Raw genomic sequence first — 14,142 nt, 5'->3', positions numbered from 1 at the left:
AACTTGATGGGTATTTTTTACTTTGTAAGTCTAAACTTTACTTCTGGAAAATCGTTATATAGTAACATAAGTTGAATGCTCTACTGTTCCAGAGATACAGTTCAGTGCATTTCACTACGCGCTAATATAAAGGAGCCTTGGTATTATGAATGATCACAGCAGTTTTTATTTTCAAAGTTATGAGCAGTGGCACCATGCAATCACTGTACGATGCAAAATTAATTTGACAGCTGAATATGCAAGGACTCGCATTAACGCATTGAGCGACCCAACTGAACTGCACACGCAAGAATTTGCGGCTAAGTATGGGGATGCATATTTAAAGCAGGTCGTCGCTTGGTTTACGCGTGCAGAGCAAAGTGCATAGCTGTTATTCTAGCAGTGTGCGAGAGTGTGTAGTGAGTTAGAACTGAAATAAAATGATGATTTTTGGTGATCGATCAGATTGTGTTCGACCACCATTATATTAAAAGCTTTTATTATAACCCATCTCTTCAAGTGCCACTAAAACAGCTTCAACAAACATCCAATGTGCCTCAGTACCAAACTGACTGTCCCAAGCGATAATTCTGATGTTATAGGGCTGAAAGTCGAAGGCCAAGGCCCCCCAAGAGCCAGCGTGCCCAATCATTTTAATTTGCGTGTCATAGTTATCAAGCTCGCCAATAGCAGACTGTAACCCTAAGCCATAAAACTCAGACCCTTGTTCATTAGTCGATATTTTCCAAGACAGCCACTGTGCTTGTAACTGTGGGTCTTGAATAAGAGTGCCATCATGTATCGCGCTGTAGAATTTATTTAAATCCCCCAGCGTCGAGACAACGCCGCCACCTGCCCAAGCAAATGAGGTATTCATATGAATTGCAGGAATATTATGATTACCGTAAAAGTAGTCAGGATAGTCTCTTTCGTGGCTTTCTTTGCTAAGTATATAGTAATGGTCGACTGGTGTGAGGCCTTTGTGGTCCTCATGAAAGTCCATATAAGTACTGTCCATTGCCAATGGGGAAAAAACCAGCTGCTCCATTAATTTGTGTAAGGGAGCTTTGCCTATTTTTTCTAATACGATACCCAGCAACACCGCGTTACTGTCAGAGTATACGTGATGTTGACCCAGAGGGGATTGCAGATTATGAGTTAGCTTCCGATCAAGCATGTCTCTTAGTATGTCTTGTGGGCTCCACATCTGCGCATCTTGATGCGTGCCTTTTAGTGCACTGTTTAACGCCAAATAGTCCGGTGACATAGGATCATTAAGATAAGATATGTAATCTTTAATGCCCGTACTTTGATCGAGTAATTGGCGAATGGTAATTTCTCCACCTCGTTTCATACCATTGTGCTCGTGTAGATCGGCTACTAGGTAGCCTGTTGGCATATCTGAGTCCGTCAGTAACTCTGAAAGTTGAGTATCCAAGTCAAACTTGCCCATCTCTATCATTTTCAGCGTGACAGCAGCAGTTATTGTTTTTGAAATACTCGCGACTCTAAATGGGTGTGAGGGGGTCATTTCTAGTTGTTCTTTAATATCGGCAAAGCCGGTGGCGCCTTGCCATGTAAAGTCTAAGTCATTAAAAGTCACAGATAGTGCCATATTGGCAATCAGTGGCTGGTGCATTTTATATAGGCTGTTCATTAACTTGGTGAGTGCTGGCTCGGCGAATTCGTGTACAGGTTTAACCTCGATATTGATGGTTGCTTGAGATTGACTGCCTTGTTTATCCACAGCTGTTAGGCGAAATTGATATTGGCCTGGTAGCTTCGGCGCTAAGAACCGAGTTGAGGCTTTATTGGGGTTTTCAATGATGGCTTGTGCCTGTCCACCAATTTGTTGCCAATGCAGCATATCGAGGTTGTTTTCATTGTCACTCACTGTGGCAGACAAAATGCCCTGACTATTTTGGATGACAGAGAGTTTTGGCGTGTTTACTTGAATATTGGGCGCGGTGTTTTCATTATTTGAGCCACATGCGGCCAAATTGTTTAAGGTGCATATGATAAGCGTTAAGCGCACATATTTATTCGTATGTGGTTGAATCATTGAGTCTAACCTCAGGTTTATTAATGTTGTATTTATAAAATATATGAGCATAGCTTTCTGCGTCTGTATCAAACTGTCGCTGGCTGTATGAGGGTGTACGTTTAGTTTTTTTGTTGTTTTGTAAGGGGAAGCCGATGGCGAATCATACGGGGGTTTTTGTACCCATATCTGGGTGCTGTTATTAAGTGTAATAGTTATTCTTTCGCGAGAGGCTAGTCTTCAATTTACTGAACAATATGAAATTAGGGAAAGTCATGTATTTAAAATCTTTTTTATTTTTAGTGATTGGGTTTTGGTTTTGTGAGTTAGATGCGTATGAGCTAAAGCACAGTCAAGAAGCAGAGATATCTAGCATAGTTGATACACAAGCATTTAAGTTTTATACCATGCTAGGTAAAGGTAATAATTGGCATATCGCTCACTATGCGAATAGACGCTTGGCTGTGCACATACTCAGTGCTTTAAATGCCCAAGAAGACCGTAGTTTGTATGGGTTTCAGGCCAAAGACATAGATGGAATGCCACTTTCCTCAACGCAAAGATATAATGTGTATATGAATGGCAATGGTAATGGTTGGTACGAATGTGCTAGTGGCTTTGTTGTCACAGGCATGTATTTTTATGATCAGGGCGATAGAAGTGTTGAGCGTTTTGAGTGTACTAGGGTATTGGGTAAAGCCACTTACCCATTGTTTGACTTCCAAAATGCAGACATAAATGGTCCTGTTGTTTGCGGAAAAGTGCATGGTAAAGACACCTATACGACAGGTTTCTACTATCAAGATAGCGGAGATGACCGTATTAGGTTTATGCTGTGTGGCTATTTTTATTGATAAAACTATCCAGCTGCTTTTATGATATGAAAGCAGCTGTATATTGTAAGGTTTTTTTTGGCACTTTTTTAAGTATCTATGTATGCAAGTGTTTCAAATTATTTTCTGACCCTGATAAAAACGAGTGTCGGCAATACTTAACATGGCTCTGTCTTCTTCAGTATCACCATATGCATAGATATGTTCATAATCTGATATATTTGTCTGTTTTTTGAGCAGGTTAACCTTGCTGGCTCCACTGCAATCTCCATGAGTATAGTTACCGGTATACTTCCCATCTACACACTCAAGCTCGCTGCATATCAAGTTAACACCATGTTGTTTGCACCACAAAGACAAATAAGGGTTGAGTGACGCTGATATCACAAAGACTTTATGTTCCTGAGATTGATGCCATTGTATTTTTTCAAGCATATCCTGCCTCATTAATGATGGCAGAACCTGTTCGACGTAATCGTGCGCTATACACATCACATCGCTTTCAGAGCGACGCCAAAATGCGACTTTTGAAAGAATTGGACGAGTCTTATTCGCAGGTAAAATACCCATTTTATATAAAAGTATAATTGGAAGCAGAATAAAGTAACCTAAATACAAACGAATTTTGGGTGTTGAAAAGAATAAAAACTTGGTATAACAGTCGTCTGTTGTGATGGTGCCATCAAAGTCGAACAAAGCAAGTATCATAATTTTTCCTAAATCTGCTCTGGGCTTTCGAGTGGAATGTGTGGCAGCATAACGTAATTAGTGTCTATGTTCATTTATTAAAACCTGATCTATTAAGTTATGACCCCCAAAAGTTTTAGTTCAAGTATAAAAGATCCAATGAGTGACCTTGCGAAGCATCATTGTCACTAGTTCAGTATGTTTGGTACAAATTAAAGCGCGTAAGCGTTGTCAAATATAGCCCTAACTGAGCTTGGAGGGGAAAGTCGCCACATAGGGTATGATATCTTGTTTGGGCAAGGCCTTCTGATAATACCATCCCTGTACAGTTTCAATTTGCAAGCCGCGAACGAACTCTAATTGACGCTGAGTTTCGACCCCTTCGGCGACTAAATGTTTATCCATTTTATGAAGCAACTCAACCACATAGGTGTAAAAATCCGCACCTGATTCTTCTTGTGCATTATCTAACAGCGATTTGTCTAATTTTACAATGTCGATAGGCAGATCAGCTAACATTGATAAACTGGAGTAGCCGGTACCAAAATCGTCAATGATGGTTTCTATATTTGAGGCCCGTAGTTTGAAGATATTTTTAATGACTTTGTTTTTATCACTTAAATAGCCGGACTCGACGACCTCAATTTTTAGTTGATTAGGAAGCTGATAAAATGTTTCGCATAGATAATTAATGAGTACATGATCAGTCATGACCTTAGGATTTACATTGATGCTAATGATTGGGAAAAAATCTTTATTTCTAAAATACTCAAGATCGCGTTTTGCTTGTTCAATGACCCATTTGTCAATAATGTCTGTTTGATCATGTTTTATTAATGTGTTTAAAAAGTAAGGACCGACTAAATTACCATTTGGTTTTTGTAGCCTTAATAATGCTTCAAACCCACTGACGGTTGCTGAGAGCTGACAAATTTGCGGTTGGTAATATAACTTGAGCTTGCCTTCACTAATATCATTAAGTACTTGATTTAGCTCTTTGCTAGCATAGTCAATATCTCGTTGGTGAGCTATGAATACAGACTCTCCCGTACTTCTTAATTGCTCAGAAATTTTTAATTTATCGGTCAGCTTGTTAATGGCACTTTCAAAGTTAATTTGGCGGTTGTGCCAGTGTAAGAAAGGGTAATAGATGAATGCACTGGAGATAATTAAGCAACTTTGCAATATAACACCTGATACACCTCCAGAGACTTTATAGCCGCTGATCAGCGCAGGGGTCATCCAGCTGATCTCAATATTAGTGACTTCAATCCAGCCGTGACTTAAGACAAAGTAGGCTATTGCAAAGTTAATACTCGGAACCAAAATAAATGGCACGAGCATAATTGGGTTTAAAAATATAGGTAGGGCGAAAACAATAATCTCACAAAAATTAAAAACAGTGAAAGGAATAGAAAGCTTGGCTATGTTGCGTTCATGGCCGCTGCGTTTAAGGCATAGAGCGGCTAAAATGAGGCCAGCGAAGCAGCCAGTGCCACTAATAAGCACGAAGGTATCATAAAATGTTTTTGCCGAGATCCCTGGTATGATCGGCTGTGACAAAAACTGGGGGCTAAGTAACATATCAAATGTGTTATCACCGTGGATACCAAGAAACCACAAACCATGTGTTACGAGCATTCTCTGATAAGTTAGCCAAGCAACTGAGGTATTGGAGGTATCTGGCGTGATCCATGAGGCAATGAGGTCGCCGATTTCATAAAGGATAGGCATAAACAGATAAAAACTGAAAAAGACTAAGGAGAATGGGATAATTGCCCGTAGTTTTTCGCCTAAGAAGTGACTAACACGATATAAATAACCATCAAAACTTGGTTGAATCCGCATACACAATACCAGTAATAAACTACTAATACTTGGAATAATAATGGCAAATGGCGTTGCACCTGTGGCGTTAAGCTCAAAGTTAGTGTTTACAGAAATGATATACTGGCCATGTAGTGAGAAACTCAGCAAAGCGAGCATCGCACCAATTATCCCACTTTGCCCATAATTTTTACAGATAAAGAAGCCGATAGAAGTGGCAACGATGAGTGGAAATAGACTCAAAATTAGTGTCGCACCATTAAATAGTGCAGCATATAATCCATTACTTTCGTTTACTAAATTGAAGAACAGCGCGCTGTTAATTATAAGAAGTGCAAGTGCGCTACTGACAAAATAAGGTAAAAGAGCAATAAACGATTCTCGCAGCGAAAGTAGGTACTTGCTGTGTAATATTGTTTGAATGAATTTATTGAATCGAGAGTAAGGCAATCACACGGCTCTTTGTAGATGGTATGTTTAAGTATAATCACACTCTAGAAATCTGCATGTTCATGTGAGAGATTGCAAACGATTATTTCATAAAAAAGGATAGAAGGGCGTTCAGATTGTCAGCCCTTTTTATTGGTGCTGTTTGCGTTAGTGCATTATTTGTTTTAATGCTTCTTCTAACGATTGATAGCGGAATCTATAGTTTGCGTCGAGTGCTTTCTTTGGAATGACTTTCTGACCGTAAATAAGCAAGTCAGACATCTCTCCAAATACCCACTTTAAGAAGCTTTCAGGCAACCAGAAAAAAGCAGGGCGATTTAAAACACAAGCGAGGCAATCTGAGAATTCTTTATTTGATACTGGGTTTGGTGCTGTTGCGTTGAATGCACCTTGTAATTCTTCATGGCGGATCAAGAAGAGGATCAGCTGTATCATATCATCAATGTGGATCCATGACATGATCTGCTCACCTGAGCCCATAGGCCCACCCATGCCCCAAGAAAACGCCGGTAACATTTTTTTGAGTGCTCCGCCTCGGCGTGATAATACGACACCTGTTCGTAGTAAACAGACTCGTGTTTGCTGACTTTGACTGTGCAATGCGGCTTGTTCCCAGTCATGACATAATTGATGGCTGAATTCATTGTGAGGCTTGTCAAAAGTTTCATCCACTGACACGCTAGGATCTTGTCTACCGTAAAAACCGATTGCGCTGCCGGAAATAAAAGTATGAGGTGGTGTTTGTGCTGAATTAATATAGTCAGATATTTGTTTTGTGATGCCGACTCTGCTTTCTATGATTGTTTGCTTGCGTTCATCGCTCCACCTTTTGTCTGCAATGGGCTCACCAGCTAAGTTAATGACGATATCTATATTGTTGAAGTCAACTTTAGATAAACAGTCTACAAAGCGTGCGTTCTGTCCTAGTAGCTGCCTTGCTTTTATTTCGTTTCTGGTTAAAACGATTAAGTCATATTTATTGACTAAAAACTTACAAAGTTCTTGCCCAATTAGTCCGGTTCCACCCGTGATCAATATATTCATTCCACGCTCAATTATGGTTTGGTTTATGTATGTTTTTTAATTAGCCCTAGTGCTTTGAATTTAAATTCAATTACAATAGTAGCAGATACATATAAAAGTTATGTGTTAACTTTACCTTCAACGTTGCGACTTCGCATAAGGATCAACAGTGTCATCATTGACGGGAATAAACAAGAGCTTAGTTGTATTGGCCTCATTATTCATTGTATTGGCAGGTATAAAACTAGCAAATGACATAGTAGTGCCATTTATACTAGCTGCTTTCATTGCGATCATTTGCAATCCACTTTTAAGATTTTTTGCCAGCTATCGTATTCCTAAAGGCGCAGCAATAGTCATTATTATAGCCTTAGTCGCATTATTAGGAATGAGCCTAGCTGGATTAGTTGGACAGTCTTTAAATGACTTTTCTTTGCAATTACCTAGCTATCGTGAGGCACTTCAGGATAAGTTTATTTGGTTAGTAGACACCGCTGCTCATTACAACATACTTATTGATAAGCAGCAGCTAATATCACTGTTTGACCCGGGTAAGATGATAGATGTTGCAACTAATATGCTCGCTGGGTTTGGTGGTGTGATGGCCAATATTTTCTTAATCTTATTGACAGTCGTATTTATGCTTTTCGAAGCGCCTATGCTGAGTAAAAAAGTGCATCTAGCCCTTGATGATCCGCAAATGAAAATGCAGCAAATTGACCGTTTTTTAGATTCCATTAATAGCTATTTGGCCATTAAAACAGGTGTTTCGTTAGCAACTGGTGTTCTGGCTGGATTTTTACTGTGGCTTCTCGATGTCGATTACTTTGTACTTTGGGGTGTATTAGCGTTTTTACTGAATTATATTCCAAATATAGGTTCTATTATAGCGGCCGTACCACCGGTATTATTAGCGCTAGTAACACATGGACCGGTAGTAAGCGGATTAGTGGCTGCTGGGTATTTGTCTATTAATACCATTATGGGAAATATGATTGAGCCAAAATATATGGGCAAAGGTGTAGGTTTATCTACACTTGTGGTATTTGTTTCTTTGATATTTTGGGGCTGGTTACTCGGTACTGTGGGTATGCTGTTATCTGTACCACTGACGATGGTTGTGAAAATTGGCCTTGAAAATAGCGAAGACGGCCGCTGGTTAGCGACCATGTTAAGTAGTTATGAAGAGTCTAAAAATTAGCTTGTAGCTCTTTGATATGCAGCTGTAAAAAGGATATTTTACAGCGTTTAAAGACTTTTGCTGCACGTGTCGAGTTAGGAAGCTCTTTTAGATAACGCCATTTGCAAGAGTCATCCATATAACGGCTTTGATTTGTGATACTACGCTGAATAATAGGCATTAACTGAGTGTTACCGGTATTTTTTTCTAACTCTTCAGTATCCATCACTAACTTATTTACCCAAGTCTGACGATTTCTTTCTAACAGCTCAATATTGCCATCGAGGCACATTAAATACTTTTTTGCTTTTTGAGGGTGGTCAGACTCAAGGTGACTACAATCTCTCAACGCCTCAGTTCGAGCAAACGCATCGATACTTGAAAAAACAGTGAACAACAGAAAAATATTAATGGTTTTGATCATAGTTAAACTCAATCGTAAATTTGGCACCGCCAAGTTCACTGTAGTTAATAATGATTTGGCCGTGATAAGAGGCAACTAAATCAGACACAATTGCCATACCTACACCGTGCCCAGCTTCATAGGTATCAAGCCTAGAGCCACGCTGTAAAAGTTCTTCTCGTTTGTTTTCAGGAATGCCTGGGCCATCATCACCAATAATAAATGTAATCCCTTTAGTGGTGTCCGTTTTAACAGTGATATCAACTTTGTGCACACATGCTTTACAAGCATTATCGATGATATTACCTAAAATTTCCATCAAATCGGTTTTATCACCAAGAAAAGCGGCATCTTGCTCACAGGATGTTGAGAATTCTATTCCTTTATCTAAATAGACTTTACCCATGGCATTGAGGATAGAATCTAAAACTGGTTTGACCTTAGTTTGTTTTTTCCAAGTGTCCGAAGCCCCAGTAGCTGCGCGTTTTAGTTGATGCTCGATCATCGCATTAATTCTATCTAATTGCTCTTGGGCTTCAGAGTCCGCAGCAAGTGGGCTTGACTTAAGCACTGCTAGGGGCGTTTTAAGTGCATGCGCCAGATCGCTTAAAGATGCCCGATAACGTTCTTTTTGCCGCCTCTGTGAATCTAGTAGTAGATTAAGGTCGGCTTTAATAGTCGTTAGTTCGACAGGGTATAGACCATTTATCTTGTCGCGTTCACCAGATTCAACTTCTTTAATTTCTTTATCAAGTCGCTGCAAAGGGCGCGCATTCCAAACAAAACCAAATGCCATTAAAGCGGCAATGACAACCCCCATAATCAACATCCAATTGACAAGGGTGTTTCTGAACTCAGACATTAATGCGAGTAGGGCAGAGTTCTTTTTTAATAAGATGAACTTAGCTTGCTGGGATTGATCTGCATTTCCTAATATAACTGTTAAACTGAGCTGCCAAAAATCTTCTCCACTGTAACGCACTTTTTTGAATTCTGATGCCCCAGCTTGTGTTTGAGAAACATCAGGGGTGACAGTGAGGCTTACAGCAGACTCTGAGTACCACACGAGGGTATTTTCTTGATATACCAATGCGTATGTATCTGAATTTAATCTGTTTAACTCAGGTGCTAATATCGTTCTGGGCATAGAAATCCCATCAGATACAAACTCGACTTCAGATATGAGAGAGTAAAGATGTGCTTCTAGCGTTTTTTCTGTTGCATCTACTAAGGTAGCATAGTAGGCGCGACCAATAGAGAAGAAAAGAGCTGGAAGTGCAATAATTAAAACAAAGACAAGGATAAATCCTTGTCTTATTTTGAGGGAGATCTGTGCGCTGCTTACCACTGAGTTTTAAACCTATAACCTCTACCTCGTAAGGTTTCTACAGGATTTAATGTGCCGTCAGGGTCAAGCTTTTTACGCAAGCGCAGTACAAATACTTCTATAACATTGGAGTCTAGGTCAAAATCTTGGTCGTAAATATGCTCAGTTAATTCAGATTTAGAAATAACTTTGTGAGGGTTAACCATCAAATACTCAAGCACTTTGTACTCATAAGCAGTTAAAGTTAGCTCACGTTCATTGACAAAAACTTGCTGAGAACGTGTATGCAGTGTGATTGGACCTATGCTTATCTCAGGGTTTGCTTGCCCCGCACTGCGTCTAATTAGTGCATTACAGCGCGCGATAAGCTCTTCAACATGAAATGGCTTTGTTAAGTAATCGTCGGCACCTGCATCTAATCCTTCAACTTTTTCTTGCCAGCGATCTCGGGCAGTTAAAATTAAAATCGGTATCTTGATTCCTTCAGCTCGCGCACGTCTTATCAACTCAATGCCATCTAGTTTGGGTAATCCTAGATCCACAACTGCTAAGTCTAGCGGGTACTCCGTCAGATGAAACAGACCGTTTTCGCCATCATGGCATAGATCAACACTATACTTTTCTTTCTCTAATACGTTTCTTAGGTTTTCAGCCAGTTGAACGTCGTCTTCTATTACTAAAATTCGCATTGTTAATCCTTCTTAACTTCACCCGTTATTTTGTGGACTTTCACATCAACTATTCTGCCGTCGCTTTGAAGAATGCGTACAATAAAATAATCACCTTCAAGGGAAATTTTAAGCGTTTTTCCAGGTTGTTCAGTGGTTGCTAATTGTACGGCTTCTTTTTTGCTTATGGTGTCCTGCTGTGCGGCTTGTGCCTGAGTGAATGTCAGGGAACAAACCAGCGCAAAAATAGCAAAACATAAGGGCAACTGCATTCTAAGCTCCACGTTTGGGTTGCTTAACATCATGTGACGCAGGTTAAGATGAGTTGTCTTAACCCGTGCTGAACTTTAGTTAAGGTAATACTTTCTTATATGGTTTAACGACACTATTAGCGTAGACGCCTGCTTCTATATAAGGGTCTGCTGCAGCCCACGCTTGTGCTTCCTCTAACGAGGAAAATTCAGCAATGACAAGTGAGCCCGTAAATCCAGCATCGCCTGGGTTTTCGTCGTCAATTGCAGGTAGAGGACCTGCAACAAAGAGTCTCCCTTCATCCTTTAATGCATTTAAGCGAGCTAAATGCGCAGGCCTTGCATTCATGCGTTTTTCGAGCGAGTTTTCCACATCCGTTGAGTAAATCATGTAAAGCATAATAGTCAGAAATAATGCGTAATTAATTTTGTGTTTCGTATCATAGACTGGATTGTCCCTAAATGTAAATGAAATGACGTTATCTGATGAGAATCCTGATTTATACTTGAAATCCGCAGGCCATGGCTGTTACAGTCCTTCGACTATCGTAAAAAATAATAATAAGGTTGTTTTAATGAGTGCGAATCGCGAGCAATTTAGCTCTCGACTGGGTTTCATTTTGGCAGCGGCAGGGTCCGCTGTGGGGATCGGAAATCTAGTTGGGTTCCCAGTGTCTGCTGCAAAAAATGGCGGCGGTGCATTTTTAATCGTTTATGCGCTGTTTGTTATCTTCATCTGTTTACCTGTTATGATCGCCGAAATGGCGCTTGGTCGTAAGGCGCAAAAAGACCCATACGGTGCTTATCATTCACTTACCGGTGGAGATAAAAAATGGTCGCTTGCTGGTGCGCTAGCTGTGTTAACGCCGTTTATGATAGCGGTCTTTTACATGGTTATTACTGTTTGGATTTTTGGTTATCTGGTACAAACTGTTATGGGGAACTTGGACCAGCTAGCAAACCCAAATAATTTTGGTATTTTTATTAACGAGTATAGTGTTTTTGGCTATATGGCCGGCGTCGCTATTTTGGTGAATCTGATTTTAGTTGGTGGCGTAAAAGAAGGGATTGAAAAAGCTGCAAAGCTGATGATGCCAGCCTTATTTGTGCTGCTAATCGGATTAGTGGCCTATGTACTTACGCTCGATAATGCGATGGCTGGTGTGCGTTATTACATTGTTCCTGACTTTTCTAAAATGGATGCCAGTGTCTTAAATGGCGCGCTGTCACAAGCATTTTTCTCATTGTCACTTGGTATGGGTATCTTAATTACTTATGCGTCTTACATTTCTAAGAAAGAGGACATTGTCGGTAGCTCAAAAATGGTGGCAGTCACAGACTCGTTAGTGGCATTTATCGCAGGCCTAATGGTACTACCTGCCATTTTCAGCTTTAACCCAGATGTTAAGCTTGACGAGCTATCAGACTCCTCTGTATCTATGATCTTCGTGTACTTGCCTCAGTTATTCTTAACGATGCAAGCGGATATTGGCTATACAGGTGCATCGATTGTTGCGGGTATCTTCTTTTTATTGGTGTTCTTCGCGGCGATTACATCTTTGGTATCCATTGTGGAAGTGCCAACTGCAAGCCTAATGGAAGCCAAAGGTTACAGCCGTAAGAAGTCATTGACAGTGCTTGCTGTGTCGACGGGTGTGTTAACTGTGATGTGTACCATGTCATTTGGTATGGTCGAGTGGCTGACGAAATTTACTCAGTATGGTGGTGTTGATAAGAGCTTCTTTGACATTGTTTCTGACGTATTCTATGACACGATTTTACCATTCAATGGCTTACTACTTTGTTTGTTTGTAACATACCGTTGGAGAAAAGCAAATCTGTCAGATGAGCTGTCTCAAGGTTGTGAAAGTTACAAAGGCAGCTTTATGGAGAAGTATGTTAACTTCTCGCTGTCGACGTTTATTCCAGTGATATTACTCGTGATATTCGTCAATACGGTTGCTACCAAGTACTTTGCAGTCAGCTTATTTGGTTTCTAATTGATACATAAGTTGTGGGGCGCTTGCTCCACAACTTATGTAAATGTCACACCTGCATCTAGATACTTTCCTGCGCCAATTGTAAATATCCATAATCCCCACAAACTATGTTCTAGCACACACACGGCTAAAGAACGGCTGTGTGCATAGGTATACGCAAATAACAATCCGCCCATAAATGATAAAATGATGGCCATCCAGTTATCGTATACACAGTGTGCGAGTGCAAACACACTGGCACTGAGCACAACCCTTACGGTTTTACTTGGTAAAATTCGTTTGTAGCGGTGGAAAAAGTAGCTTCTAAAAATAAGTTCTTGCGGCAGGACTGATAAAATAGGGTAAGCAATTAACAGCACTAACCAGTCAAACGTTGAGTTAATGGGCAGTGCAAACCAACTTTCCTGACTTATCAGCCCATACAGCATGCCAGAGAATAGAGCGCCGATAAAAAACATCGAAAATAACCGTTTTTTTATGGCTGAGAATTGCCCAAGGCTGGTGAGTCTGAATCGTTTAAAATGCGGATCAGAAATGAGTAGGTAAGTGCACACTACCATTAAAGTGATCAATGCAGGGAAGAGCCAATTAGCAAGCTCTGCACGAAATAGATAAGCGATACAAGGAAGAAAAATAAAAACAGAGAATAGCTCAAACCATCTATATTGATGCGCGTTCAAAAGACCACCATACTGAAAATCTGCCCTGCATAAAATATAGCAAGCATCATCATTTTGGCTGGAACTTTTACAGAGTTATTTTCTTACCTGTAAAGCTTGTTTTCGTAATGGTATCAATGTTGAATTTATTCATCTTCTGGGAGGTATTTAGATACCTTGGCAATGGTTAACATAACGGCGATAAAAGTGATTGCCATTAAACCAAAGACCTTAAAATTAACCCAAAAATCGAGTGAAAAAGTATAAGCCACAATTAAGTTTAAAATCGCGATAACAAAAAAGAGTGCTGACCATGCGAGGTTAAGTTGTGCAAAGAGCGTTTCAGGGATAGGGAGCTCTTCGGCTTTTTGTCGTTTTGGTACTTTATTGTCGCTTTGCTCTGCATGCTGCATTTGTTTCATTGCGCTATTGAGGATGCCGAGCAAGGCTTTTTTAGTCAGGTTTTTCCCTAACATGTGGTGTGATACTAAAAGTGTGCTGCCCAGAGCAGCGTATATTATAGTGGCTTTCCACATGATAAACTGTTCGTCTTGGAACAGTATTGTCAATCCGCCGAGTAATAAAGCAATGGCAAAGAAAATCCAGTGCCTTTGAGAGATCGCGCCCTCCTTAAAATATTGCCATGCCATCTGTATTAAAGATGCGACAATTAATACGCCCGTAGCCCAAAAAATATCCATAAATTTATAGACGAGAAAAAATAGGATCAGGGGTAAATACTCAACGATAAATGCCATTTAAAACCTCGTGTTACCATACCTCTATTGCGTTTTACCAAGTTATGACAATAAGT

Annotated in this window: 15 protein-coding genes; 4 read left to right on the top strand and 11 right to left on the bottom strand. The window is 40.1% G+C overall.

The window, feature by feature from the left end; all coding sequences use genetic code 11:
- Window positions 1-145 precede the first annotated feature (145 nt).
- A complete protein-coding gene (locus QNM16_RS22260) occupies window positions 146-367 on the top strand; it encodes a hypothetical protein (protein ID WP_284022472.1) in 222 nt (73 codons plus the stop codon).
- A gap of 99 nt (window positions 368-466) precedes the next feature.
- Here the strand turns inward: QNM16_RS22260 and QNM16_RS22255 are convergent, their stop codons facing one another.
- Window positions 467-2,041 carry a serine hydrolase domain-containing protein gene (locus tag QNM16_RS22255; protein WP_284022471.1) on the bottom strand — a complete coding sequence of 525 codons (1,575 nt, stop codon included), beginning with the start codon at window positions 2,039-2,041 and terminating at the stop codon, window positions 467-469.
- 254 nt (window positions 2,042-2,295) lie between these two features.
- Between QNM16_RS22255 and QNM16_RS22250 the strand changes: the two genes are divergently transcribed.
- A complete protein-coding gene (locus QNM16_RS22250; RefSeq protein WP_284022470.1) occupies window positions 2,296-2,874 on the top strand; it encodes a hypothetical protein in 579 nt (192 codons plus the stop codon).
- A 93-nt stretch (window positions 2,875-2,967) separates the two neighbouring features.
- Here QNM16_RS22250 and QNM16_RS22245 read toward each other — a convergent pair whose 3' ends face one another.
- The 3 genes from QNM16_RS22245 to QNM16_RS22235 form a co-directional block, all read right to left on the bottom strand.
- On the bottom strand, window positions 2,968-3,561 hold the full coding sequence (locus QNM16_RS22245; protein WP_284022469.1) for an HAD-IB family hydrolase: 594 nt from the start codon (window positions 3,559-3,561) through the stop codon (window positions 2,968-2,970).
- 222 nt (window positions 3,562-3,783) lie between these two features.
- Window positions 3,784-5,817: an EAL domain-containing protein gene (locus QNM16_RS22240; RefSeq protein WP_284022468.1), complete on the bottom strand. Its 2,034-nt coding sequence runs from the start codon at window positions 5,815-5,817 to the stop codon at window positions 3,784-3,786.
- 147 nt (window positions 5,818-5,964) lie between these two features.
- Window positions 5,965-6,861 (bottom strand): TIGR01777 family oxidoreductase, encoded by an 897-nt coding sequence (locus QNM16_RS22235; protein WP_284022467.1) that lies wholly within the window; start codon window positions 6,859-6,861, stop codon window positions 5,965-5,967.
- 148 nt (window positions 6,862-7,009) lie between these two features.
- Here QNM16_RS22235 and QNM16_RS22230 point away from each other — a divergent pair, with 148 nt between their 5' ends.
- Entirely contained in the window at window positions 7,010-8,041 is a 1,032-nt protein-coding gene (locus tag QNM16_RS22230) for an AI-2E family transporter (RefSeq protein ID WP_284022466.1), read from the top strand.
- Here the strand turns inward: QNM16_RS22230 and QNM16_RS22225 are convergent.
- The 5 genes from QNM16_RS22225 to QNM16_RS22205 all read right to left on the bottom strand — a co-directional run bounded on the left by QNM16_RS22225 (window position 8,031) and on the right by QNM16_RS22205 (window position 11,069).
- Window positions 8,031-8,444, bottom strand: coding sequence for a hypothetical protein (locus QNM16_RS22225; protein WP_284022465.1), 414 nt, complete (start codon window positions 8,442-8,444; stop codon window positions 8,031-8,033). The genes QNM16_RS22230 and QNM16_RS22225 overlap by 11 nt on opposite strands.
- Complete coding sequence (locus QNM16_RS22220) at window positions 8,428-9,771, bottom strand: ATP-binding protein (protein WP_284022464.1); 1,344 nt, start codon at window positions 9,769-9,771, stop codon at window positions 8,428-8,430. Before QNM16_RS22220 ends, QNM16_RS22225 begins: the two co-directional genes overlap by 17 nt.
- The gene (locus tag QNM16_RS22215; RefSeq protein ID WP_063362186.1) at window positions 9,765-10,439 is read right to left on the bottom strand and encodes a response regulator transcription factor; all 675 of its coding nucleotides are present in this window, start codon (window positions 10,437-10,439) and stop codon (window positions 9,765-9,767) included. The genes QNM16_RS22220 and QNM16_RS22215 overlap by 7 nt, the downstream gene beginning before the upstream one ends.
- Before the next feature lie 2 nt (window positions 10,440-10,441).
- Complete coding sequence (locus tag QNM16_RS22210) at window positions 10,442-10,690, bottom strand: PepSY domain-containing protein (RefSeq protein WP_284022463.1); 249 nt, start codon at window positions 10,688-10,690, stop codon at window positions 10,442-10,444.
- 79 nt (window positions 10,691-10,769) lie between these two features.
- Window positions 10,770-11,069 (bottom strand): YciI family protein, encoded by a 300-nt coding sequence (locus QNM16_RS22205; RefSeq protein ID WP_284022462.1) that lies wholly within the window; start codon window positions 11,067-11,069, stop codon window positions 10,770-10,772.
- A gap of 175 nt (window positions 11,070-11,244) precedes the next feature.
- On the opposite strand from QNM16_RS22205, the gene QNM16_RS22200 reads away from it, so the two are divergent.
- Window positions 11,245-12,669, top strand: coding sequence for a sodium-dependent transporter (locus QNM16_RS22200; protein ID WP_284022461.1), 1,425 nt, complete (start codon window positions 11,245-11,247; stop codon window positions 12,667-12,669).
- Window positions 12,670-12,704: 35 nt separating this feature from the next.
- On the opposite strand, the gene QNM16_RS22195 is transcribed toward QNM16_RS22200, so the two are convergent.
- Together QNM16_RS22195 and QNM16_RS22190 are read right to left on the bottom strand one after the other, a co-directional pair.
- Window positions 12,705-13,349 carry a CPBP family intramembrane glutamic endopeptidase gene (locus tag QNM16_RS22195; protein ID WP_063362183.1) on the bottom strand — a complete coding sequence of 215 codons (645 nt, stop codon included), beginning with the start codon at window positions 13,347-13,349 and terminating at the stop codon, window positions 12,705-12,707.
- A gap of 125 nt (window positions 13,350-13,474) precedes the next feature.
- Complete coding sequence (locus tag QNM16_RS22190) at window positions 13,475-14,086, bottom strand: inner membrane-spanning protein YciB (RefSeq protein WP_237138169.1); 612 nt, start codon at window positions 14,084-14,086, stop codon at window positions 13,475-13,477.
- Window positions 14,087-14,142 lie beyond the last annotated feature (56 nt).

The organism is Pseudoalteromonas umbrosa, assembly GCF_030125375.1.
Classification (GTDB): Bacteria; Pseudomonadota; Gammaproteobacteria; order Enterobacterales; family Alteromonadaceae; genus Pseudoalteromonas; species Pseudoalteromonas umbrosa.
Note: the sequence above shows the minus strand (reverse complement) of the source record. Positions and strands in the feature narration are given on the sequence as shown.

What these genes read in the sequence shown, in the direction of transcription:
- QNM16_RS22250 (WP_284022470.1), top strand. Translation starts at nt 2,296, where the DNA reads ATGTATTTAAAATCTTTTTTATTTTTAGTGATTGGGTTTTGGTTTTGT.
- QNM16_RS22200 (WP_284022461.1), top strand. Translation starts at nt 11,245, where the DNA reads ATGAGTGCGAATCGCGAGCAATTTAGCTCTCGACTGGGTTTCATTTTG.
- QNM16_RS22190 (WP_237138169.1), bottom strand. Translation starts at nt 14,086, where the DNA reads ATGGCATTTATCGTTGAGTATTTACCCCTGATCCTATTTTTTCTCGTC.
- QNM16_RS22225 (WP_284022465.1), bottom strand. Translation starts at nt 8,444, where the DNA reads ATGATCAAAACCATTAATATTTTTCTGTTGTTCACTGTTTTTTCAAGT.
- QNM16_RS22235 (WP_284022467.1), bottom strand. Translation starts at nt 6,861, where the DNA reads ATGAATATATTGATCACGGGTGGAACCGGACTAATTGGGCAAGAACTT.
- QNM16_RS22215 (WP_063362186.1), bottom strand. Translation starts at nt 10,439, where the DNA reads ATGCGAATTTTAGTAATAGAAGACGACGTTCAACTGGCTGAAAACCTA.
- QNM16_RS22255 (WP_284022471.1), bottom strand. Translation starts at nt 2,041, where the DNA reads ATGATTCAACCACATACGAATAAATATGTGCGCTTAACGCTTATCATA.
- QNM16_RS22210 (WP_284022463.1), bottom strand. Translation starts at nt 10,690, where the DNA reads ATGCAGTTGCCCTTATGTTTTGCTATTTTTGCGCTGGTTTGTTCCCTG.
- QNM16_RS22245 (WP_284022469.1), bottom strand. Translation starts at nt 3,561, where the DNA reads ATGATACTTGCTTTGTTCGACTTTGATGGCACCATCACAACAGACGAC.
- QNM16_RS22205 (WP_284022462.1), bottom strand. Translation starts at nt 11,069, where the DNA reads ATGCTTTACATGATTTACTCAACGGATGTGGAAAACTCGCTCGAAAAA.
- QNM16_RS22260 (WP_284022472.1), top strand. Translation starts at nt 146, where the DNA reads ATGAATGATCACAGCAGTTTTTATTTTCAAAGTTATGAGCAGTGGCAC.